At 70.3% G+C, this 22,283-nt stretch carries 20 protein-coding genes, 1 tRNA gene and 1 pseudogene; 11 read left to right on the forward strand and 11 right to left on the reverse strand.

What is annotated here, in order from left to right:
* Positions 1–103: 103 nt before the first annotated feature.
* From IE157_RS00705 to IE157_RS00730, 6 genes are all read left to right on the forward strand, one after another.
* A tRNA-Ala gene (locus IE157_RS00705) sits at positions 104–176 on the forward strand.
* Between the two features lie 199 nt (positions 177–375).
* A complete protein-coding gene (locus IE157_RS00710) occupies positions 376–597 on the forward strand; it encodes a DUF2200 family protein (RefSeq protein WP_082943458.1) in 222 nt (73 codons plus the stop codon).
* A 27-nt stretch (positions 598–624) separates the two neighbouring features.
* Positions 625–1,266, forward strand: a complete 642-nt coding sequence (locus tag IE157_RS00715; protein ID WP_193518858.1) for a pyroglutamyl-peptidase I — start codon at positions 625–627, stop codon at positions 1,264–1,266.
* A gap of 430 nt (positions 1,267–1,696) precedes the next feature.
* Positions 1,697–2,125 carry an ArsR/SmtB family transcription factor gene (locus IE157_RS00720; RefSeq protein WP_193518859.1) on the forward strand — a complete coding sequence of 143 codons (429 nt, stop codon included), beginning with the start codon at positions 1,697–1,699 and terminating at the stop codon, positions 2,123–2,125.
* Positions 2,125–3,057, forward strand: coding sequence for a cation diffusion facilitator family transporter (locus IE157_RS00725; protein ID WP_064847305.1), 933 nt, complete (start codon positions 2,125–2,127; stop codon positions 3,055–3,057). The genes IE157_RS00720 and IE157_RS00725 overlap by 1 nt, the downstream gene beginning before the upstream one ends.
* A gap of 34 nt (positions 3,058–3,091) precedes the next feature.
* Entirely contained in the window at positions 3,092–4,321 is a 1,230-nt protein-coding gene (locus tag IE157_RS00730; protein WP_193518860.1) for a metal-dependent hydrolase family protein, read from the forward strand.
* Between the two features lie 84 nt (positions 4,322–4,405).
* On the opposite strand, the pseudogene IE157_RS12750 reads toward IE157_RS00730, so the two are convergent.
* The 5 genes and pseudogenes from IE157_RS12750 to IE157_RS00750 form a co-directional block, all read right to left on the reverse strand.
* Positions 4,406–4,528, reverse strand: a pseudogene (locus IE157_RS12750) (M20/M25/M40 family metallo-hydrolase); the annotation flags it as partial.
* A 64-nt stretch (positions 4,529–4,592) separates the two neighbouring features.
* The gene (locus tag IE157_RS00735; protein ID WP_193518861.1) at positions 4,593–5,135 is read right to left on the reverse strand and encodes a DUF3253 domain-containing protein; all 543 of its coding nucleotides are present in this window, start codon (positions 5,133–5,135) and stop codon (positions 4,593–4,595) included.
* The gene (locus IE157_RS00740) at positions 5,132–6,097 is read right to left on the reverse strand and encodes a WcbI family polysaccharide biosynthesis putative acetyltransferase (protein ID WP_193518862.1); all 966 of its coding nucleotides are present in this window, start codon (positions 6,095–6,097) and stop codon (positions 5,132–5,134) included. Before IE157_RS00740 ends, IE157_RS00735 begins: the two co-directional genes overlap by 4 nt.
* A complete protein-coding gene (locus IE157_RS00745; RefSeq protein ID WP_318281235.1) occupies positions 6,087–7,310 on the reverse strand; it encodes a glycosyltransferase family 2 protein in 1,224 nt (407 codons plus the stop codon). The genes IE157_RS00740 and IE157_RS00745 overlap by 11 nt, the downstream gene beginning before the upstream one ends.
* On the reverse strand, positions 7,307–8,332 hold the full coding sequence (locus IE157_RS00750; protein ID WP_231885644.1) for a glycosyltransferase family protein: 1,026 nt from the start codon (positions 8,330–8,332) through the stop codon (positions 7,307–7,309). Before IE157_RS00750 ends, IE157_RS00745 begins: the two co-directional genes overlap by 4 nt.
* 304 nt (positions 8,333–8,636) lie before the next feature.
* Here IE157_RS00750 and IE157_RS00755 point away from each other — a divergent pair, with 304 nt between their 5' ends.
* Together IE157_RS00755 and IE157_RS00760 are read left to right on the forward strand one after the other, a co-directional pair.
* Positions 8,637–9,257 carry a TetR/AcrR family transcriptional regulator gene (locus tag IE157_RS00755; RefSeq protein WP_064847310.1) on the forward strand — a complete coding sequence of 207 codons (621 nt, stop codon included), beginning with the start codon at positions 8,637–8,639 and terminating at the stop codon, positions 9,255–9,257.
* Complete coding sequence (locus tag IE157_RS00760) at positions 9,254–11,032, forward strand: MDR family MFS transporter (protein WP_193518864.1); 1,779 nt, start codon at positions 9,254–9,256, stop codon at positions 11,030–11,032. The genes IE157_RS00755 and IE157_RS00760 overlap by 4 nt, the downstream gene beginning before the upstream one ends.
* A 187-nt stretch (positions 11,033–11,219) precedes the next feature.
* On the opposite strand, the gene IE157_RS00765 is transcribed toward IE157_RS00760, so the two are convergent.
* The 4 genes from IE157_RS00765 to galU all read right to left on the reverse strand — a co-directional run bounded on the left by IE157_RS00765 (position 11,220) and on the right by galU (position 15,852).
* The gene (locus IE157_RS00765) at positions 11,220–13,160 is read right to left on the reverse strand and encodes a CYTH and CHAD domain-containing protein (protein ID WP_193518865.1); all 1,941 of its coding nucleotides are present in this window, start codon (positions 13,158–13,160) and stop codon (positions 11,220–11,222) included.
* 80 nt (positions 13,161–13,240) lie between these two features.
* Positions 13,241–13,939, reverse strand: a complete 699-nt coding sequence (locus IE157_RS00770) for a hypothetical protein (RefSeq protein WP_064847313.1) — start codon at positions 13,937–13,939, stop codon at positions 13,241–13,243.
* A 346-nt stretch (positions 13,940–14,285) separates the two neighbouring features.
* Positions 14,286–14,930: a GNAT family N-acetyltransferase gene (locus tag IE157_RS00775; protein WP_085106443.1), complete on the reverse strand. Its 645-nt coding sequence runs from the start codon at positions 14,928–14,930 to the stop codon at positions 14,286–14,288.
* Positions 14,931–14,943: 13 nt separating this feature from the next.
* A complete protein-coding gene (galU, locus tag IE157_RS00780; RefSeq protein ID WP_085106442.1) occupies positions 14,944–15,852 on the reverse strand; it encodes a UTP--glucose-1-phosphate uridylyltransferase GalU in 909 nt (302 codons plus the stop codon).
* A 122-nt stretch (positions 15,853–15,974) separates the two neighbouring features.
* On the opposite strand from galU, the gene IE157_RS00785 reads away from it, so the two are divergent.
* The 3 genes from IE157_RS00785 (at position 15,975) to cpaB (ending at position 17,932) form a co-directional block, all read left to right on the forward strand.
* On the forward strand, positions 15,975–16,613 hold the full coding sequence (locus IE157_RS00785; protein ID WP_193518866.1) for a 5-formyltetrahydrofolate cyclo-ligase: 639 nt from the start codon (positions 15,975–15,977) through the stop codon (positions 16,611–16,613).
* Between the two features lie 68 nt (positions 16,614–16,681).
* Entirely contained in the window at positions 16,682–17,035 is a 354-nt protein-coding gene (locus IE157_RS00790; protein WP_131332502.1) for an FmdB family zinc ribbon protein, read from the forward strand.
* Positions 17,036–17,257: 222 nt separating this feature from the next.
* A complete protein-coding gene (gene cpaB / locus IE157_RS00795) occupies positions 17,258–17,932 on the forward strand; it encodes a Flp pilus assembly protein CpaB (RefSeq protein WP_193518867.1) in 675 nt (224 codons plus the stop codon).
* Between the two features lie 88 nt (positions 17,933–18,020).
* Here the strand turns inward: cpaB and IE157_RS00800 are convergent, their stop codons facing one another.
* Both IE157_RS00800 and IE157_RS00805 read right to left on the reverse strand, forming a co-directional pair.
* Positions 18,021–18,422, reverse strand: coding sequence for a hypothetical protein (locus tag IE157_RS00800; RefSeq protein ID WP_193518868.1), 402 nt, complete (start codon positions 18,420–18,422; stop codon positions 18,021–18,023).
* Complete coding sequence (locus IE157_RS00805; RefSeq protein WP_193518869.1) at positions 18,412–22,245, reverse strand: hypothetical protein; 3,834 nt, start codon at positions 22,243–22,245, stop codon at positions 18,412–18,414. Before IE157_RS00805 ends, IE157_RS00800 begins: the two co-directional genes overlap by 11 nt.
* Positions 22,246–22,283: the final 38 nt, after the last annotated feature.

A 22,283-nucleotide genomic window follows, 5' to 3' on the forward strand; every position in this document is an offset into this window, starting at 1 on the left:
TGTCCGAGCTGGGCGTGCAGGCCCATCCGAGCGATACGTACGGCTTCGTGGCGCACGGATGTGCGAAAACCGGCGCGGAGGGCTAGAGTGTTCCCTGTTGTTCGGGGCTTTAGCTCAGTTGGTAGAGCGTTTCGTTCGCAATGAAAAGGTCAGGGGTTCGATTCCCCTAAGCTCCACATTTTTCTCAGATCCCGTGTCCGGAAGGGCACGGGATCTTTGCTGTCCGCGCGCCGCGCTCCCGATCGATGGAGTCGGGAGCGCGGCCGCCGGACCGTCGCGAACATCTGTGCCCCGTGAAGACATGCGATTCGCCAAGGACATGTCTTTTCGGGACACACGTGCATCGCCACCCATTGCCCCCGGCAGAAGGGCCCCATGCCCCAGCACCGCAGCTACACGACGAGCGTCGCCAGCGTGTGCCCGCACTACGTGACCAAGGCGGGGAAGAAGAGCCGCACCAAGGACGAGGTGGACCAGATCATCTGCTGGCTCACCGGATACTCCCCCGAGCAGCTGCGGAGCCAGCTCGAAAACGACGTCGATTTCCAGACCTCCTTCACCGACGCCCCTGCCATGGAGAAGATCCTCCGAGGCTGACCCGCCGCGCGCGGATACTGTGAGCCCATGAAGATCCTCGTGACCGGCTTCGAGCCCTTCGGTGGAGAGACGGAGAACGCGAGCGGCGTCGCCGTCGACATGCTCCGCGAGTTCGCGCCGAGCGACGGCGTATGCATCGCCACGGCGATCCTCCCCGTCACGTGGTCCGGCGCGGGTCCCGCGCTGCTGCGGGCCGTCGAGGAACACCGGCCCGACGCCGTCGTGGCCGTGGGTGAAGCGGGCGGCCGAACGGCCGTCACCCCTGAGCGGTGGGCCAGGAACCTGGGGCACGGGCGCATCCCGGACAACGACGGCGGGGTCCGCGGCGCCGCTCCCCTGGCCGAGGGCCCCGAGCGCCTCGAGTCCCGCATTGACCCTTCCGCGCTCGCCCATGCCGTCCGGGACGCGGGCATCCCGGCCGAGGTCTCCGACGACGCAGGCGCTTTCCTGTGCAACGCCGTCTTCTGGACCGCACTGCACCGCACGGATCTGCCCGCCGCGTTCATCCACGTACCCGCGGTCAGGTCGAGAGGATCAGCGGGGATCGGTGCCGAGACCGACCCGGATCACACCCCCGCGGATTCAGCGCTGAGTTTCGATGACCTCGCACACGCGCTGGCGGCCGCTGTCCACGCCGTCGCCCTCGAGTCAGGATCGCAGTCGGCCTGACCAGCCCCGGTAGGCCGGATCCACGCCACGGCCCCGAAAGGAGCTCAGCAGGGTTTTCGCATCACGTCCCGCAGCCACCGCGTTCCTTGTGTCCGGCCTTTTCCTTCTGACCTCGTGCAACGGCGACCGGACGTCCGAGCCGACCCGAGCGAAACGGCGGCGGCGTCGTCGTTGGGTAAGCCCCGGACCGTGACCGAAAACTTGGACGCGCCGTGGCCCGTTGCCTTCCACGGGGGCACTCCCCTGGTCAGCGAGCGCGACTCAGCCAGGATTCTGGAGCTCGACGACGCCGGGCAGGCTCGCGGGGTGGGCGTCGTTCGCGGCGTCGTACCGCAGCACGGATGTATCCGGCGTGGTCATGTCGCGGCGGCCAGGGCGACACATCGTCCCACGCTTTCCCGCATGCGGCGTGGAACGATATCATCGCTCCATGGCGATTGAAGTGAGTGAGCTCCCCACGCTGGATGCACGAGCCACCGCCGCGTACGCGCACCTGTTCCAGGCCCTGAGTGAACCGACCCGGCTGGCCGTGGTGCAGCACCTGGCCTCGGGGGAACACCGGGTCCGGGACCTCGTGGAGCACATGGGCCTGGCCCAGTCCACGGTGAGCAAGCACCTGAGCTTCCTCGTGGAGTGCCACCTGATCCAGGCACGGCCGGAGGGGCGCGCCACGTGGTACTCGCTCACCCGCCCCCATGAACTCGCGGCCCTGATCGCAGCCGCGGAACGCATCCTGCACGCCACCGGCACCGACGCGGTGCTGTGTGCTCACTTGCGTCATCCCCCGCAGGGACCCGCCACCGGGACCGCGGCAGTGCGGGGCGGGGCGGCGTCGTCGTCGGGATGGGAGGCCGAGTAATGGGCGCCGGACACGTACACGGTCACACCCACGCTGGGGCCACGGGACACCCGGGGCGACTGCGGGTGGCCTTCGGGTTGACCGCGGGGATGGTCGTGGCCCAGGCGGCGGGGGCGGTAATCACGGGGAGCTTGGCCCTGCTGACCGACACCGTCCACGCCTTGACGGATGCGATCGGGCTGCTCGTAGCGCTCGTCGCGGCGCACCTGATGACGCGCCCGGCCAGTTCCAAGCACACGTGGGGCTTCCGGCGCGTGGAGGTGATCGCGGCCCTCGGCCAGGCCACCCTCCTACTGGGCGTGGGGATCTTCGCCGCTGTGGAGGGTGTCCGGCGGCTCGTGGAACCGCGCGAGGTACCGCCCACGGAGCTGTTGGTCTTCGGCACCGCGGGGTTGGCATGCAACGTGGTGGCCATCCTGGTGCTGTCCTCGAGTCGGGAGAGCAACTTCAACATGCGTGCCGCGTTCCTGGAGGTCGTCAACGACGCCCTGGGCTCGCTGGGCGTGATCGTGGCCGCCGTGGTGATCGCGACCACCGGGTTCCAGCGCGCGGACACCGTGGCGGCACTGTTCATCGCCGCGCTCATCCTTCCCCGCGCCGTGCGGATCATGCGCGAGACCGCAGCGGTGCTCATGGAGTTCACGCCGCGCGGCCTGGATCTGGACCTGTTCCGCGAGCACATCATGGCCCTGCACCACGTGGTGGACGTGCACGACGTTCACGCCTCCACGGTCGCCACGGGCCTTCCCACCATCAGCGCGCACGTGGTCGTGGAGGACGAGTGCTTCCGGGATGGGCATGCGGCAGACTTGCTCCGGGACGTGAAGACGTGTGTCGCGGAACACTTCGATGTGTCGGTACACCACTCCACGTTCCAGATCGAAACGGCGGACATTCGCGATTCGGAATCCCACGAGGTTTTGCACGCCTGACTCCGCCGCAACGCCCACACCCCGGGAGGACACCATGAGGGAACCCACCAGCACGCTGTTCACGGACGTCGTCGTCTTCGACGGCACGGACTTCCACTCCGGGACCAGGGACGTCCTGGTGCGCGAGGGACGCATCGAGCGGCTGGCCTCGCACGGTGAGATCCAGGCCTCGCAGGACACGCGCACGGTGAACGGCTCGGGACATACGCTCACCCCGGGGTTCATCGACTGCCACGTACACCTGACCGTGAGCAACGCGGGGTCCCTCGCGGGTTTCGCGGAACCGTTCTCCACGCAGTTCTACCGCTCGGTGGACAACATGCGCCGCACGCTCGACGCCGGTGTGACCACCGTGCGCGATGCCGGTGGTGCGGACGCCGGCCTCAAGCATTCCCTGGCCACCGGGCTGGTTCGCGGACCACGCGTGAAACTCTCGGTGAGCATCATGTCCCAGACCGGGGGCCACGGGGACAGCTGGTTGCTCTCGGGTGCGTGCTCACCCATGCTCGCGCCGCACACCGGCCGCCCCGACGGCGTGGCCGACGGTCCCGACGGCGTGCGGCGCAAGGCCCGCGAGATCCTGCGGGCCGGTGCAGACCAGATCAAGATCTGCTCCACGGGCGGTGTGTTGTCCCCCGACGACGATCCGCAGCACTCGCAGTTCGGCCCGGACGAGATCGAGGTCATCGTGGCCGAGGCCCGCGCACAGGGTGCCTACGTGATGTCCCACGCGCAGGGTGCCCCCGGGATCAAGAACGCCCTGCGCGCCGGAGCACGATCCGTGGAACACGGGATCTTCCTGGACGACGAGGCCATCGAGCTGCTCCTGGAGAACGACGCCTTCCTGGTCCCCACGCTGCAGGCCCCGCTCGCGGTGATCACGGCCCACGAGGCGGGCGTGCCCATGCCCCCGGGCGTGGTCGAGAAGGCCCGCCGCGTGGCGCAAGCCCACAGCGCGTCCGTGGCCAAGGCCCACGACGCTGGCGTGAAGATCGCCATGGGCACGGATGCGGGCGTGGGCGCCCACGGCGAGAACCTCGAGGAGATCGAGCTCATGGCGGCCAACGGGATGTCCACGGCTCACGCGTTGCGTGCCGCGACATCCACGGCCGCGCAGCTCATCGAGGAACCGTGCCTGGGCAACCTCGAGCGTGGCGCCACGGCGGATCTGGTCCTACTCCAGGGTGATCTCCACCGCGAGGGCGTCACGCAACTGCGCGGCCGGGTCCGCGGGGTGTGGCAGGCCGGGGAACGGGTGCGCTGAGCGGGGCGCACCGCCCCGGCCTCCGGCAGGAACATCAGGCGCGCGCCAGACGCTCCCACGCGAGTTCGGCGAGGGCCGCGGCCTGGGCGCCGCTCCGCCAGGTCCCTCCTCGCCGGGCTGGACCATGAACACGACGTGGCCCGCCAGGTCGTCCCGGCGAGCGCTCAGCAGTGTGGCCGCGCCCACGAGACCAGCGGTGTGCAGGTCGGGCCGCAGTGATGTCGCGTCGTCCAGGAACGTCACGCGACCTCCTCGGTCCGGACGAGCGGTTTCAGCCCCCGTCCGCGGGCATCCCCGTGAGTTCCGGCCCCGGCGCGAGCCGGACCGGGCCACAGGCTGTGGTGATGTCCACCGTCTCACCTTTTTGCTGCACCGTGATCTCCCCCACGTCCGCCAGTTCCCGGGCCACCGCCCGCACCCCGGGCATGTCGTCCCGCCATTCGTCCCCGCCCAGGGTCCGGGCGACGTCGGACGGGCAGATCGTCGTGCCCGCTCGGTGCCGCAGCAACGCACGGATCGTGGCCGCACGCCGTTCCCGCAGTCCGGACTCCGAGGGGCTCTCCCACCACGGGTCACCTCGCTCCCCCAGCGCGACCTTCGCGTCCTGGACCCGCTCGCGCGCGTGTTCGTCCTTGGACTTCACGGCTCGCCGGGCGCTCATGAGTTCGCGGACGAGTTCCTCCCGGAACTTCTCGGGGATGCACGGGTCCGTGGCGCGCCATGTGCGCCCGTTGACCACGATGTGGTGCCCGTCCGCAGTGCGTTCGGGGCCCGACGACGCCGCGGTCGCCGCGTCTTTCTTTTCCGGGCTCATCGGCGCAGCCCCCCATCCAGTCCCAGGCGGGAGATGAGTAGTTCGTGGCGCGCCAGACCGGCCGTGACCACGGAAGGGTTCCGGGCGTACCAGCGCAGGTGTTCGGCCGCGATGTCCTGTTCCGGGATGTGTTCCCCGTGGATGATCCAGTCGTCGTGCGGACCCCCGATCAAGTCGCCGGGATCGTGACCGAGGACTTCGAGCGTGCTCGCGTATATGGGAGCGCGGATCCCACCGAGCAGTACCCGCCCGGGATCGGGGACGGTCGCGCTGAGGCCGGCCTCCGCCAGGATCGCCGCAGCGACCTCCGTGAGCACCCCGTTACCCGGGTGACTGATCACGTGCACGGCATTGGGGCCGGCGGCATCCAGGATCGAGGCGACATCGAGGGCACGGTGCGCGTCCTGTCGCACCCGTAGCTGTCGCAGCGACTCTTCCCGTGCCGCCCACACTGCCTCCGGGGTCGGGCGGGTCAGCTCCACCGTGGACTCACCCCGGGCCGCGGCGGTCAGCACCCGCAGGTCGTGGTACGGGGCCACGGGAGGGTCCCCCACGCCTGGGGCCCGCACGATCGCAAGCGTGGGCATGAGCGCGGTCCAGCGCATCACCGGGATGCGCACGATCCGGGCGTCGTCGGCCATGCGCGGGAGGACGTCGTTGTTACCCAGGGGCAGGCCGCGGTATCCGGCCGCCACGGGCTGGGTCACGAACAGCGAGAGCCGCGGCAGCAGGGTATGCAAGTGGGGCAGGTCCTGCTCGGTCAACTCGTGCACGGGCGGCAGGCGCACCCCGTGCCACTCACCGGCCAGGGCGCCGTGGAGCAGGACGCGCAGGGACTCGGCCTGACAGTTGCCGTACACCGCGAACAGCGGGACATCGGGCAACTTGTTGAGCCCGTAGAAGTCCCCGTAGTGCACCCGGCGGCCCGCGATGTGTGCGTCGTTCGTCGGTTCAGTGGTCATGTCCCACCCTGTCCTCGAGTCGTCGTGCGGTGTCCGCGGCGTGGACCGGGACCCGCGGATCGTCCGGGTCCACGTCCACCGGATTCGATTCTGCCCGGTTCACGGCACGCACGGAACGCACCGTGAGCAACCCCGGCACATGAGTTTCCCCGCGCTCGCTCCACCGACGCAGGGGCACGTCCAGTGTGAGGGGCGCGTGGACATCGGCGAGGACCACGGCCCGGTCGAGCACGTTCTGCGGTGGTGCACCGATCCGGATCCGGGGGTCCTCGGCGAGCGCGTCCGGGACCTCCGCGCGGTCCACGAACCACACCCCGGCATCCGTGTCGCGCAGGACGTGGGCGGCGGTGAGGTAGGCCTCGGCGGCGTCGTCGTGCCCGTGCACTTGCACGACCGCCCACGGTTGGCCGAACGCGACACCCGACCCGCGCGTGCTGCGCAGTGGGATCCGCCGGGCGAGGGCGAGAGTTTCGGCGTCCTTGACCGCGCGCGTGGCACTGCGGCCGGCGAGGTCGGGACCGTCGTGCCACGCCCCGGCCCCCGGTACGTGGGTGAAGCGCGCCCCCGCTTGCCAGCAGCGGTACGCCAGGTCCCAGTCCTCGCCGCCGTAGCCCACGAGGGTCTCGTCGAAGCCACCGCAGCGCTCGAAAAGTGCGCGGTCCATCGCGAGCAGCGCGCTGATCACGAGCCGGAAGTCCTCGGTCCCCGCGTCCGCCAGATCCGCCGTGCGGGCGTAGCCGTCCGCGAGCCACACGGGAGCCTGCAGCCGACGTGCGCCGGGGACGTCCTCGCCCGCGACCCAGCGCAGCACGGCGGGCACGTTGAGGCCGTCGAGCGCCGCGTGATGGCGAGCGCCCACCGCGAGCGCGCCGTGGCCGTCATCCGCACGGGTGAGCCCGGTGAGCATCGCGGAGACGAACCCCGGCTCGGGGATCATGTCCCCGTCCAGGAACACGAGCACATCACCCCGCGCAGTGCGCGCCCCGAGATTGCGCGCCGCCCCCGCGCGGAAGCCCAGGTCCTCCTGGCGCACCACGGTGCACGTGAACGGGACGGGCGGGATCGCGGGGGCCTCTGCGGAGCCGTCGTCGGCGACCACAACCTCCAACTCTTCTACCGGGTGGTCCTGCTGCGCCAATGCGGCGAGCAGGCGATCCAGGCCGCGCTGGTTCTCGAAGTACGGGACGACGACGCTCATCGACGGCGCGCTCACAGCGCACCTCGCCGAGGTGTGAGTCGATCCCCTGTGATCCGCTCCCATTGCATTGCGGCGGCAGCAGCCGTGCCGGGGACCTGAGTCGCATCCCACGCGGCGGGATCGATCCACGTGGCGGCGGGATCCTTGAGTGCGCGAGCCAGCGCCGTCGGGAGGTCATCGGTGAGCGTAAGCGCCCATGGGGCCCGCGCCGCGAGTTCCTCGAAGAACGGGTGGGGCGTCACGAGGGGTTTGCGTCCGCTCGCGATCCACCGGCCCACCGACCCGGAGGCCGAGACGTGGGACGGTGCGACCACCGGGACCGTGACTTCTTGCGCGGCGCGGGTCAGGGCGGCGTCGGGCAGGAATCCCGTGGCGCTGAACGAGTGCCCGAGCGCGCGGGCCGCGGCGTTCAGGGCCGGGACGAGGTCGTCGTGACCGTCCGAGGGGCGGCCCAGTGCCACGACGTCAACCGGGGTGCGCACACCTTCGAGGGCCGCGACCACACGGTCGTGGCCCTTGCCCGGATACAGGAAGCCGAGCATCGCCACGCTCGGAGTGCCGTTCGCCGGATGACGTCGCGCGGCCGCCCACTCCCCCGGCTCCGGCGGATCGATGGGCAGCGGGTCCACGAAAACGGCGGTGACATCGGCTGCGACGAACCGCTCGAGCTGGCGACGTTCCGACGCGCTGCTCACGATCACGGTGCGCGCGAGGTCCGCGACGCGCGCATAGGCGGCACGTCGCGCCTCGAAGGCGTGGCCGTCCGACGGCTGGGGAATGTCGTGCAGGGTCACCGAGACGGGCCGGACCCGAGCCAACCGGGCGATCGTGTCCGCGGCGGCCGTGGCGGAATCGCCGAACACGCGGTCGGTGAAGTGCAGGTGCACGGGGGCGTCGTCGCGGAGCAGGTCGGGCAGGAGTTCGTCGACCGTGCCGGACACCGATCGGGCTTCCGGGGTGTGCCGCGCGAGTGCCTCGGCATGCATGCGGACACCGTGCTGGGCCGGGCCCACACAGGCGAGGAGGGGAACTGTCACCGCCCCACTGTATCGACCCGGCCATCCATCCGGCCCCTAACATCTGTGTCCCGGAACAGCACGTGGATTCGAGAATCCGTGCATTTTCGGGCCCCAGGTGTTGTGCAGTCCGGCTGCCGCGGCGGCCAGGAGCGGGCGGGTGGGCGGGTACCGGGCGCGTCCGAGAGGACCCGGGTGGGCATCGCATGCGTCTTAAAGGACCCGGGTTGGCTGCCGGACACACCCCGCACGTCGTGGCGGAACTCACTTCATCCGTGCACTCGTTGCACTTGTGCAAATTGCACTCGTGCATAGGATTTTCGTCGTGCCTGAATCCCATCTCTCCCTGCGTGAACGCCACCGTGTTCGCACCCTCGCGGAGATCCATCGCGCCGCGCTGGAGCTCGCGACGTCGGGGAATTACGCCGACACCGCCGTGGAAGCCATTGCCGAACGTGCCGGGGTCTCCCGCAGGACGTTCTTCAACTACTACTCGTCCAAGGAGGACGCGATGCTGGGGCTCACCCCGCCGCGACTGTCCGAGGCCGCTCGCGAGCGCTATACGGATCCTGACGCCGGGGACGAGTTCGCTCGCACCGTGCGCCTGTTCGTAGACGTCCTCCGGGACGCCACAGGCCCCCCGGAGCTCGCCACGCGCCGTCGTGAACTGATGTGCGCCCACCCCGAACTCAAACGGCGCATCGGGATGCACATCACCGCGGTGGAGAACCTCGTGGTCTCCACCGTCACCGAACACTCCGCGCGCGACACCCCTCCCCGCTCGGAGGAAACGACCCACGCGTTCGTCCTGCTGGCCGGCTCGGTCATCAAGTTCGTGTTCCGTACCAACACGCATCTGGCCACCACACCCGACGACGCCGCCATCCAGCGCGCGCTCGACCACGCCATCGGCGTCTTCCGCACCGCTCTCAAGGAGATCTCATGACCGCCACCGCCACCCGGGCTGTATCCAGCCCTCCTGTGGACGAGAAACCACCCCACCTCGGACTGCTGTTCGCGAGCCTCATGGTCGTCATGCTGCTCGCGTCCCTCAGCCAGACCATCCTCTCCACCGCCCTGCCCACCATCGTGGGAGACCTAGGCGGTGTGGACCACATGAGCTGGGTCATCACCGGCTTCATCCTGGCTTCCACCGTGATGATGCCGGTCTACGGCCGCATCTCCGATCTCCTCGGCCGCAAGCCCGTGCTGATCGCGGCCATCGTGCTGTTCATCGCGGGCTCCGCCCTGGGTGCGGCGGCCGGGACCATGAGCTGGCTCATCACCGCCCGCGTGGTGCAGGGCCTGGGCGGCGGTGGTCTGATGATCCTCGCCCAGACCTCCATCGCGGACGTGGTCCCCGCCCGTGAGCGCGGCAAGTACATGGGCGTGATGGGCGCCGTGTTCGCCGTGTCCTCGGTGGCCGGGCCGCTGCTGGGCGGCTGGATCACGGAGGGTCCCGGCTGGCGCTGGGCGTTCTCCTTCAACATCCCGCTCGGAATCCTGGCCATCATCGCGGTGGCCGTGTTCCTCAAGCTGCCCCGGCGGCCCCGCGAGGAGCGCGAACGCATCGATTATTTGGGCATGATCCTGCTGGCCGGTGCCACCACGTGCCTGATCCTGGTGTGCACGTGGGGCGGGACCCAGTACGACTGGAACTCCCCGCAGATCCTGCTGCTGTGCGCCACCACCCTGGCCGGGGCCATCGCCTTCGTGATCGCCGAGACCCGCGCGAGCAGCCCCGTGATCCCCCTGCCCCTGTTCAAGGACCGCAACTTCACCCTGACCACCGTGTCCGGGCTCGCGGTGGGCGTGGCCATGTTCGGCGCGATCGGCTACATGCCCACCTACATCCAGATGGTCAAGGGCGTGGACGCCACCCAGGCCGGTCTGCTCATGACCCCCATGATGGCGTCCCTGCTGATCACCTCGATCGTCTCGGGCCAGATCGTCTCCCGCACGGGCCGGTACAAGCTGTTCCCCCTGGTGGGCATGGTGATCATGGGCATCGGCCTGTGGCTGCTGTCCACCCTGGAAGTCTCGGACTCCACCGTTCGCATGTGCGTGTTCCTCGCGGTGTTCGGCGCGGGCATCGGGCTGAGCATGCAGATCCTGGTGCTCATCGTGCAGAACTCGGTGCCCAACCGGATCGTGGGCACCGCCACCGCCTCCAGCAACTTCTTCCGCCAGGTGGGAGCCACCGTGGGCTCCGCCGTGGTGGGCTCGCTGTTCATCTCCCGGCTGAAGGACCTGCTGGCGGAGAACCTGCCCAAGATCCCGGGCAAGTCCGCCGGGGCGATGGACGCCAACTCCTTCACCCCGCAGAGCGTGCACGGGCTGCCGGCCATGTTCCGCGACCCGGTGATCCAGTCCTACAACGACGCCCTGCTGCCCATCTTCCTGTTCATGATCCCGCTCGCGGTGCTCGCGTTCGTGCTGCTGCTGTTCGTGGAGGAGAAGCCCCTGGCCACCCGCGTGGACCTGAGCACGGGCGAGATCTCCACGGTCGAGGCCACCGCCACCGAGGCGCAGGCGGCAGTGGGCGCCTCGGACCGCCCCGCAGAATCCCCTCGTCAGCCGGGGACCGTGACGGACAGTGCCGCCTCTGAGTTCCCGCGAACCCGGGAGACCTCGCAGGCGTCGACAGCCACGCAGACCGCGGCCCGCCCGCCGCGCAGAGGCCGACGCGGTGGCCGCCCGGCGCCGCGCCACCGGGCCTGAAAGAGCGCTCCGGGATCCGAGTGATGCACGCCGTTCGCACCCCGGGACCAGCCGCTCCGCGTTGACCGGACGGGCGCTGAGGCGAGACGGCCCCGCCACGAATGCAGTGCCCGACATCACGGGCCCGCAACCGCGCGACAGCACCGCCCCGCCCCTGGGATCCACCCCAGGGGCGGGGCGGTGCTCGTCAGTCCTCCGACGGCAGTACCTCGCACAGGTCCTCCACCAGATCCTCGAGGATCTCCGGCGCCTCGAGCATCCCGTCCCGCAGGTCGGACAGCTCCATCCCGTGCAGCAGGCCCACCGCGTAGCGGTCCTTGCCCGTGCGCTGGAAGGACCGGCTGGCCCGGGCCAACCACTCCTCCATGACGGCGGCGTCCGTAATCACGCCCAGATCGTCCTGGTAGTCCTTGGCCACCGCGGCCGCACGGACCCGCTTCTTGCCCGCCGTGGCGTGGGCGTGCCCCAGTGCCTCGGACACGTACCGCGCGGACTTGGCGGCCTTGCGGGTCTCGTGGACCACGTCGAACGCCGCGGCGGTCTGCATTGCGTCCAGACCCGGGAGGGTGATGCGTCGACCCACTTCGGCAGCCATGTCGCTGACGTCGGTCGCGACATCGGCGTCCGGGACCTTGGCGTTGGCGGAGACGAGCACACGGTTCAACGCGGCACCCAGCACGGTCTTGGCGAAGTCCTTGGCCGAAAGTTGCGCCGCGTCCTCGGTGATGTCCTGGCCCGCCGCGAGCACTCGCAGGTCCCGCACGAGTTGCAGGTAGGCGGCACCGTCGAGTTCCCGGCGCACGGTGCGGCCCGCCACCACGCCGAGCTGGTCGGCCGCGGCACGCAGTTCCTGCTTGGACTGTTCCGTCACCACGCCGGAGGGCTGGGCCTCGAGCAACACGTCGAGTCGCTGACGGGCGACCTCTTGATCGCGGGCATCACCCAGGACCCTGGCAACACCCTTGAGGCGCTGTTCAAGATCCGCGACGACGTCCTCGGTCACGAACCCACGCGCGGCCTGCAGTACGGCCCGCAACGCCCGCGAGCGCACCCGCAACTGGTGCACCGAGTCCGGGGCGTCGATCCGCACGGCGAAGTCCCACCGCTGCAGCTCCCCGGTCAGGCGGACGAGCATCGCCGTGAGAACGTCCGCTCCGGTCGGCTCGGACTCCGTTTCGGGCTCCGGCTCCGCCGCAGCGGGGACCTGAGAGTCCTTGTCCGAGGACTTCCCCGATTTCTTCTTCGACTTCTTCCCGGTCTTCTCGGCCTTGGCCTTCTTGCCCGGCTTCTTGCCGGAGCCCTTGTCCGTCTCCGCATCGCCCGTCATCTCGGACTTCGTGGCCGAACCCCGCTCCGATTCCGCCGACGCCTTCGCGGCATCTGTTTCGCTCACACCACCGTCCGAGGACGTGGCGTCATCGGTGCCGGAACTGGCGTGGTCCGGGAGGGCGGCGTCGTCGGAGGCACCGGCCTCTGCGGCGTGCTCCGGGGCGACGACCCGCACCGAGTCGCCACCGTCCTGGCCCAGGGCGCGGGCGATCTTCGCGACCGAGGACGACGGCGCCGCCCCCGCCGCGTACAGCACGGACTCCACGGCCTCGAACACCGTGCGCGCCTGCTTCTGGGTGAGGTCGTCGCGCGTGAGCTCGACCTCGCACTCGGACCATTCCCGCGTGACCCGGCCGCGCTCGTCGCGCGCGCTGACCGCGTCCAGGCACAGCTCCGCGTACTGACCGTCCTCCCCGAGCACCGGGTACACCGTGCGGTGGGTGTTGATGGTCGCGACCGGGGTGAGCTCCTCGCCCAGGGTCAGGCCGGTGAGGACCCTGCGCAGCGCGGCGGGGATCCGCTGCGCCGAGGTCTTCAGCGGCTCGTAATGCAGTTCCCCGCGCACCTGCCCAGCCTGGTACTTGACGTGCCAGCCGTCGTCGCTGCCGCCCGTACGACGCCGCACGGCCACCTTCGCGTGCGCGAGCGCAAGATCGGCGGTGTCGTAGTACGTGGCGCTCATCTCGTGCTCCACGGGATCACCCACGGTGAAGTTCTTGAGCTTGTGCAGCTTGAGCCTGGGGGTGCGCTGCCCCGCGACATCGTACTTGCGTTCGATCTCGACCTGTTGGGTGACCATGGTGCTCCCTGTGTGGAACGCGCCGCGGCCCTGGTCGGGTGCCGCGGCGCGTTGCTGTCAACGAATGTTCTGCAGAGCTCTCAGGCCCGACGTCGCTTCAACACGTCGTCGAGGTTCAGCGCCGCAGGCTCCTGCTCACCGGCGCGCACGGCTTCCTTGAGGGACGTTGAACGAGCTGCCGGGCGCTCGGGCACGCGGAGGGGTTCCGGCTCGCTGCGCTCGACCACGGGCGCTTGCGTGTAGAGCGGCTTGGGCACCGGGACCGGCTGCCACGTGGTGGCGCTCGACGCGGCCGGTGCCGCACTGCGGGCGACCTTGAGGGCCTCGGCGCGCAACTCGGCGACGGTGTAGACGGGTTCCGCGGGACGTTCGGCGGTTCCGGTGGCGGGCTGTTCACCGTCCACGGGCAGGTCCAGGGACGCGTGCAGCTCGCGGTCGTGCTGAGCGGCTTCCTGGCGGTCCTCGTCCTCGTTATCGAAGATCGCGTACTGCACGGGGGCGACGTCCGCGGTGACGGGACGGGCGGCGGCGCGCTGTTCACGGTCGGTGACGGCGAGGTAGCGCAGACCGGCCACGCACCCGGCGCCCAGCAGGAACAGGACCACGGGTACGGCCCAGGACACGGCGGTCAGTGGTGCGGCGAGAGCGCTCACCACGGCGGCCAGGAGCAGCAACACCCCGGTGAGGAAGATGATGGTGCGGTCCCACTTGATCCGCAGCCCCGCCAGGGAACCGCGCTGGACTGTGGTCGCGCCCGGCGCGGGTGCCGTTGTCTCCATGGCTTTCGTCTCCCGTTCGTGGACGTGTGATGAGGCTACTGTGTGCACTGTAGTGGACTCCGCGCCCACGCGCTCCTGCCTGTGGATCACGGCACCGGTCTGCAGCTCTGGGGCCTCCACCTGGGCACGAACAGGAGCGTTCGTGCGCCGAGCCAGGCGCGGTGCGAACCGCACGACGCACAACACGATGATAATGGCCAATACGGCCGAACTGCTCACCCACGACAATCCCACCGTCTCAGCGTAGGACACCGCGCCGTGATCCCCCGCAACGCAAACGCGTGTTGCTCACATCAATGTAATTCGATGCAGTTATGACGCCGTCCGGAGCTTTTTCACATGGCTGTCAGCGAGACGCGCGCCGGACGGTGATCCCCCGGTCCTCGCCCGTGAACCGACGAACGAGCCCCTCCGGGACCTCCTCCGCGGTGAGCGCAAAGCTTCGGTGGTCCGCCCAGTCACCCGCGATGTGCAGGAACCTCGGGCGCAGCCCCTCGTCCCGGAAACCCAGCTTCTCCACGACCCGCAGTGATTTGGCATTCTCCGGGCGGATGTTGATCTCCATCCGGTGCAACCGCAGGTGCTCGAAGCAGTAGTCGGTGGCCATGGCCACCGCCATGGGGGCGATCCCGCGCCCGGCTTGCGCGCCGTCCACCCAGTAGCCCAACGTCGCGGAGCGGAACGAACCCAGGGTGATGCCCGAGACGGTCAGCTGCCCCACGAGTTCGTGGCGCCGGGTCCCGGGGTCCTGCTCGGTGATCAACCACGGCAGGGTCTGTCCTTCCCGCGCCTGCTTGGTCATGGAGCGCACGAAACCACGAAACGACGGCGCCGCGCCGTCCGCCTCGGGGTTGCTCGCCTCCCATGGTTCGAGCCACTGCTTATTGCGGTAGCGCACCCGGTCCCATTCACCGCGGTCACTCATGGCCAGTGGGCGCAGCACGAGCTGCGCCCACTGAAGGGTGACCGGCCATTCTGCAGCCGTGTTCACGAAGGTGGGGACCTCAGCCTTCGAGGTCGCGGGCGTAGTCCTTGATCCAGGCGCGCAGGCCCGGACCGAGGTCCTCGCGTTCGCACGCGAGCTCGATGTTCGCCTTGAGGTAGGACAGCTTGTCCCCGGTGTCGAAGCGGCGGCCCTTGAAGACCACGCCGTACATGCCGTGGGCAGCATCCCCGCGGTCCGCGATGGTCTGCATAGCATCCGTAAGCTGGATCTCGTCACCGCGACCGGGGGCCGTGTTCTCGAGGATCTCGAAGATCTCCGGGTGCAGCACGTAGCGGCCGATGATCGCGAGGTTGGACGGGGCGTCCTCCGGCGCGGGCTTCTCCACGAGGCCGTTGACCTGGACGTAGTCCTCCCCCTCGACGGCGGTGACGTCCGCGCAGCCGTACGCGCTGATGTTCTCGCGGGGCACCTCCATGAGGGCCACCACGGAACCGCCGGTGCGCTCCTGCACGCGGATCATCCGGGCGAGCAGGTCTTCCTTCTCGTCGATCAGGTCGTCGCCCAGCAGCACCGCGAACGGGTCGTCGCCCACGTGGGTCTGGGCACGCAACACCGCGTGTCCCAGCCCCTTGGGGTCCTGTTGCCGCAGGTAGTGGATCTCGCCCAGGTCCGACGCGTGCTCGACCTCGGCCAACAGGGCCTTCTTACCGGACGCATCCAGTTGCGCCTCGAGCGCGGGGACGCGGTCGAAGTGGTCCTCGAGGGCGCGCTTGGAGCGGCCGGTGATCATGAGGACGTCGTCCAGGCCGGCGTCCACGGCTTCCTGCACCACGTACTGGATGGCCGGGCGGTCCACCACGGGCAGCATTTCCTTGGGCATGGCCTTGGTGGCGGGCAGGAATCGGGTGCCCAACCCCGCGGCGGGGATGACGGCCTTGTGTACGCGCTTGGTCTCTTCACGACTCATGGGATCAGGGTAAACGACCGCACACGGGCGCCCGCGTTCCAACGCCCGTGTGATACCGGGAATGCGAGAATTCTCGGGAAATGTACTCCCAACGGTGAACAGGGAAGGACGGTCGACGACGCATGGACCCCACGGCATCCCCCGCGGACGCATCCCCGGTCCCCGAGGACAAGGCGCGATTGCGCGCACGGATCCTGGCGCGGCGGCGTCGTCGTGGGGCGGCCGCACGGCACCGGGCGGAGACGGGGTTCGCGGAGCACCTGGCGCGCGTCCTCGCCGGGACCGGGACGGGTGACCTGGCTGCGTTCCTGCCGCTGCCGGACGAGCCGCCCCTGCTGTCCGCGCTCACGCAGGCGCATCACCGCGGCCACCGGGTCTGGTTGCCCGTGGTGGAACCCCTGCGGCAGTTGAGCTGGGTGCAGTGGCACCCGGATGCCCCTCTGGTCCAGGGGGCGTTGCCCGGGCTGCTCGAACCCGCCGGGGAACGGCACGGGGCGGAGGTGTTCACGGCGGTGCGGGTGTTGCTCGTGCCGGTGGTCGCGGTGGACGAGGCCGGTGTGCGGCTGGGCTTCGGGGGCGGGTACTACGACCGGTTCCTGCCGCGCGTTACGGGGACCCGGCACCGGCTGGAGGCCATGGCCTGCTGCTACGCGGACGAGGTGCTGCCGGCGGGGACCGTCCCCCGCGAAGCGCACGATGCCGTGCTCAGCAGCGTCCTCACGGAACGCGGCGTCGTGCCCCTGGGGCCCTCCGGGCAGTGACCGCAGCCGTGGACGGGCGAGTAGGATGTGAGGTCGGTAAACCACCCTCACCCCTCGAAGGAACACCCGTGCCCGTTTACGCCTATGCCTGCAAAGATTGCGGCCATGCTTTCGACATCCGCCAGTCCTTCTCCGACGACGCCCTGACGGTGTGCCCGGAATGCGGCGGCCGGTTGCGGAAGAAGTTCAACTCGGTGGGCGTGGTGTTCAAGGGTTCCGGTTTCTACCGCAACGACTCGCGCTCGGACTCCTCCTCGAGCGGGAGTTCCTCCGGCACCTCGGGATCGGCGGATGCCACCGCGACCCCGGCCGCGGACAAGGGCGCAGGCAAGGACTCCGGCACCGCTGCGTCCGCCACCTCCGGCAGCGGCACGAGCTCATCCTCCGCCTCGACCGCGAGCGGGTCGACCTCCGCGTCCTGAGTCGACGTCACTCCCACGGTCACTTCCGCCGGGCCCGCTGCTGACCGGACCAGCGCGGCGTCCCTGCACGACGGGACCCGGGTCGACAGACCGGCGCATGCCTGATTCTCGCCGCGGCGAGCGCACTGCACGGGTGAGTGTTCGGCGCTGAGCCCACCCCCGGTCTCCACCGATCCACCACGCCGCTCCGGGACGACGACGCCGCCCGCCTAGCGTCCGGGTATGCGCTCCCGATCCCGTCCGCACTATCCGCTGGCCTTGCGCGTCCGCACCGCGGTGCGGCGCCGCCACCGCCTCGTGGCCGCCGCGCTGTGTGCCCTGGCCCTGACGCTCGTGATCCTGCGACTCGCCCCGCCGAGCGCGCAGACCACACCCGTGGTCACGGCGGCCCGGGAGATCCCCGCGGGCCAGTCCCTTGCACCTGGTGACCTCACGGTCGCAGAGTTCCCGTCCGCCCTCACCCCCGCGTCAGCCTTCAGCAGTCCCGACGACGCCGCGGGGCAAACCACCACGATCGCCCTGACCGCGGGGCAACCCGTGACACCGTCCACCGTGCTGGGCCCCGGGGTGCTCACGGGTCAGCCCCAGGGGACCACCGCTGCGACGGTGCGGGTGAGCGATCCCGCGGTGCTACGACATGTCCGACCGGGTGTCGTGGTGGACGTGGTGCACCACACCGACGATGCCTCGAACGGGCGCGGTCGCACCGTGGCCCAATCGGTCACCGTGCTGTGGGCCGCGACCGCACGCTCCCCCGACACCTCGTCCCTGCTCTCCGCGTCGGGCACCGACGGGGATGCCGGGCTCGTGGTCCTGGCGGCGTCCCGTGAGACCGCCGCGGAACTGGCCACGCTCGACGGGACGGGTCGGGTGTCCCTCGTCCTGGTGTCGTCGTGAGGGAACGCGGGATCATGCAAAACCCTGCCCCGGGTCGAGGTCATACGGACTCGGGTGGAATCACCACCGGATCCATCCGGCAGCCGGTTCACCCCCAGTGGGGCGGGCGCTGCTGTTTCAACCACTGCGCGTGGCCGCTCTCCGCGGCAGCCTCCCGGGGGTCCGGGGCGTCGCCGCCCAGCTCGTCGGAGCCCGCACCCCACTCAGTGGCGCGCAGCGCGCACTCCGCGTCCGGGGCGGTTCCGCCCGTCGCGCGGCGGTGGCCGCGGCGGCGTCGTCCCCCGGGCTGGGCGGAAGTGGCGCCATCCGGGGCGCCCTCGGACGAGGTGACCGCTGCGCCCGGGACGTCCTCGCCATCCGTGGGCCTTGGGCCCCGCGCAGGATCCGGAGCCACCTCCTTCGGCGCCGCCTCGTCCCGCGAGCGCCCGTCCCCGGCGTCCGAGCCGTCCCGCGAGGACTCAGGACGGTTCGCCGGGCGATCAGTCGTCACGCGAACCGCTCACTCTCCGCGCGTCGGTCTCCGAGTCGGACCCCGCATCGGGCCCCAGGCCGAGGTAGCGCTGGACGAGACCGGCCACGGTCTGCGGGTCGGTGAAGACCTCCACGGACCACAGGCTCACGTAGTTCCACCCCGCGCGTTCGAGCTGTTGCGGGATGAGCCGCGAGCGTTCGCGCACGCTCAGCGCGCGGCTGCGCTCGGACCCGTCGGAGCGCAGCGCCACCGGGATGCGTACGGGCTCGCCCGTGGCCGCACGCTGGGTGACAGCCCCCGCGGACAAGGACTCGGTCTCCGCGTACGCGGCCATGTCGATCATGTGGGCGTAGCCGGTGTGGACCGTGGCTCCGGCGCCCCGCAGCCGTCGGGCGAGATCAGCGACCAAAGCATCCGGGGCGGCGTCGGTGTCCTCGACGGGAGCCCCCGCGCGCTCCGACGTGGTGTCCTCCCCAAAGAGGATCTCGAGCATGTGGTACATGTCCCTGGCGCCGTTCTGCAGCCGCCGCGGCTCGGTGTCCTTGGGGTGGATGGACGTGACGATGTGCGTATGGCGACGCGAGCGGGTCATCCCGCGCACGAACGCCTGGCGCCCGTCCCGCTCGGACAGTGCACCCAACTGCGGGGTGCTGCGCCCGGACGTGGTGCGCCCGAAGCCGAGCGAGAAGATCACGGTGTCCCGCTCGATCCCCGCGGCCCGGTGCAACTCGACCACGCGGAAGGACTCCCGCCCCGGGGCGAAGAACTCGGCGGACTCACCGGTCTCCCGCAGTCGACGCTGCACGGCCTGGGCCACGCGGGCGGCATGCATCGCACTCGCGGTGACCACGGCCAGGGACCGCTCGGGGTGCCGCTCGGCGTGGGCGAAGACCAGGTCCACGGTGCGGTGGACCTCTGCGGTGGGTGCCTGCACCCCTTCGCTGCCCGCGGTGAGCACGCCCACGCCGTTCACGACGTACTCGGCGGACATCCCCGTGCTCACGCTCGTCAGTTCCGAGGCCTGCGGCACGCGGGTCAGGGTGCCGTCGTAGAACGCGTCGTTGAGGTAGTCGAACAAACGGGGGTCCATGGGCCGGCGCACCGAGGTCAGGGACCGGGAGTCCACCACGCGGGTCAGTGCGTCGTACGCCGAGTCGATGTCCGCGACGGGTTGCGGTGTGTCCCGGACCGCGACGTGCGGGGCCACCGTGAAGGGCTGAGGACCCGCGGCGTTGCGGTCACCGAACGCGATGACCTGATCCGCCCGTACGAGCGCGGGCAGCGTGGCCGCGAGCGGGGTGGACTCGGCGTCCAGGACCACCACGGTGTCCACGGACTGCTCCTCCCCCAGCGTGGCGGTGAGTACGAGCGGACTCGCGGTCCACACGGGCACGAGCGACGGCGTGAGGTGCTGGACCCGGTCCAGCTCCTCGGTGCGCACGTGACCGCTGCGCAGCATGTCCCGCAGCGCGCGAGCCTCCCGGGGGTTGCGCTTGGTGTCCCGCGCCCAACGCTCGGCCAGCGCGTACTCGAGTCGCGCCGGTGCGGCCGCGATGTGGGCGGAATCGGCGCGGCGGAACACGGATTCCGTGCGGCGCAGCTCGGAACCGTCCGGCATGGCCACGAAGTCATCACCGCTGATCATGGCCTCGAGCACGGACTGCCACCACGCGAGGTCGAGTTCCTCGCCCACGCGCTCGGCGGGTACCGCGCGGGTCTCGAGGTCCTGCAGGAACTCCCCCAGCCCGCGCGCCCGCAGGTCGTCGAGCAACACGGTGCGTTCGGGCAGGGTCGCGAGGTGGGCCTCGTCGTTGATCAGTTCGTCCAGGATTTCCTGGAGTTCGTCCACCCCGGCCGTCTCCAGGCGCGCGGCAGTGCGCGAGCCCTCGAGTGCGATCGCGAGCCCCTCGAGGTCCTCGCGGAACCGGCGATGGATCTGCAGGGTCTCCCCGGCGCGGTCCGAGACGGCGGGCTGTTCGAGCGTGGTGGCCCATTGACGCCACCTGTCCCGTTCGGACTGCACTTTCACGAGCGCCGAGTGCAGGTCCGAGAGGTGCACGCCGGGTCGGAGGTATTCCTTGGCGGCCTTGCGCAGGCGGGAGCGCTGCAGCCCGCTCAGCTCGATCTCGTGGTCCCGCCGCCAGGACGCTGAGGCCGTCGCGGCGATCAGGTCCGTCACGGGCCGGTCGTAGATGTCCGGTGTGAGGTACTCGAGCGACTCCCCGACCTCGATCACGAGTTCGAGCTGTTGCTCCCATTCGCCGATGGTCGAGCCCACGCGCAGCCCCGAGACCCCCAGGACGTGGCGCATGGCCGTCTTGAGGGTGGTCAGTTCGAGCAGCAGGGACTTGGCGAGGTCGTGGGCCTCACGGGCCTCGTCGTCGTTGACGAGCCGCGCACCGTGCCACGGGCTCGCGAGCGCCGCAGCGTCGAACGCGCCGAGGGTCGCGGCGCGCTGGAGCTGACGCTGCACCTCGCTGCGGTGGGACACGGCGTCCAGCACGGAACGGCGGAACCGCACGGCGGTCTGCGGTCCGGGGGTGCGCGCGGTCAGTTCCGCGAGCGCCTGCATGGCGTCGTAGGGCGAGGCCTGCCAGCGGGGACGCAGCGCGTGCAGAGATTCCTCGTGCACCCGCAGCTGTTCGCGGCTACGCTGCAGGGCGTCCAGGTGTTGTTCCAGCTGCGGCTGCTCGGCGCGTTCGTTGCGGGCGACGGCGCGCACGAGCCGCTCGGCGACGTCGTCCGGGCTCAGGTGGGAGCCCAGCGGCAGGACGAGGGAGTCCAGGCCGGTGCGGTTCCACGCGCGGTTGAACGCGGCGAGCGTGGTGCGGGACTCGCCGAGCACCAGGACGCTGCGGCCACGGTGCACGAGTGCGCCGACCGTGGAGACCACGGTGTCCACCGCGGCGGTGCCCACGGGTGTAGCGACCACGAAGCTCTCACCCTGTTCGGCGAGGTCCACGATCTCCTGCTGATTGGCGTCCAGGTCCGTGAGCAGCAGCTCCTGGGCGGGGTCGCGCTCGTCGAGACCGGGTGCCTGATCGGTCAGGGGGCGCACGACTGGCAGTTTGCCGACCTCGGGGTTCTTGAGCCGGGCGAGGTCCTCGATCAACTGGGTGTGCGCGACCACGTGCTCGTCTGCGGGACGTTCGTGCAGATCCGCGAACGTGGAGACCAGCAACTGGTGTTCCACGTGCATGCCCGGGACGTGGGCCGCGAGCTGGCGCAGGGTCTCCAGCACGGGCGCGGGGTCCAACTTGCGGGTGCCGTACGCGAGCCGGGACATCTCCGCCGTGGCCAGTTCCACGCCGTGGTCCTCGCGCAGCCGACGCACGAGTGCCGGGTTGAGGTGGGCGGGACCCACGATGTGCAATTCGAAGTCCTTGTGGTCCGGGCGCAACTTGACCGTGACCGGGGCGAGCAGGACCGGGGCGATGAACCGGCGCAACCCGTCCGCCACGGGATCGGCGAGCCACGACGCCGTGCCCGCGGCCAGATAGGAGGCGTCCAGACCGTGCATCACCGACAGCTCGTGGACCTTGGTGCGCAGCGCCCGGGCCGAGCGCACGGCGCGCTCGTACGCGGGGCTGTCCTGGTGGATCATCGTGGACAGCCGGGTGGGACGGCCCATGAGCAACTGTGCCTGCCCCGAGGAGTTGGCCTCGGTGAGATCGATGCAGACGTTGTCCACCTGGTTGAAGTCCAGCAGGGTGTCCGGGCCCGTGTAGGCGTCCATCTGTTGGGTCCAGGAACGCAGGGACACGCGGGGGTGTTCGCGCTCGCCCGTGGCGCCCGTGTCCTGGGGGGTTGTTCGGGAACGGTCCGGGGCGGGTGTCGACATGGTGCTCCTACTCACGAGTGCGCCGGTCTGCTCACCAC

The sequence above is a fragment of the Kocuria marina genome (assembly GCA_014652975.1).
GTDB classification, from domain to species: Bacteria; Actinomycetota; Actinomycetes; order Actinomycetales; family Micrococcaceae; genus Kocuria; species Kocuria marina.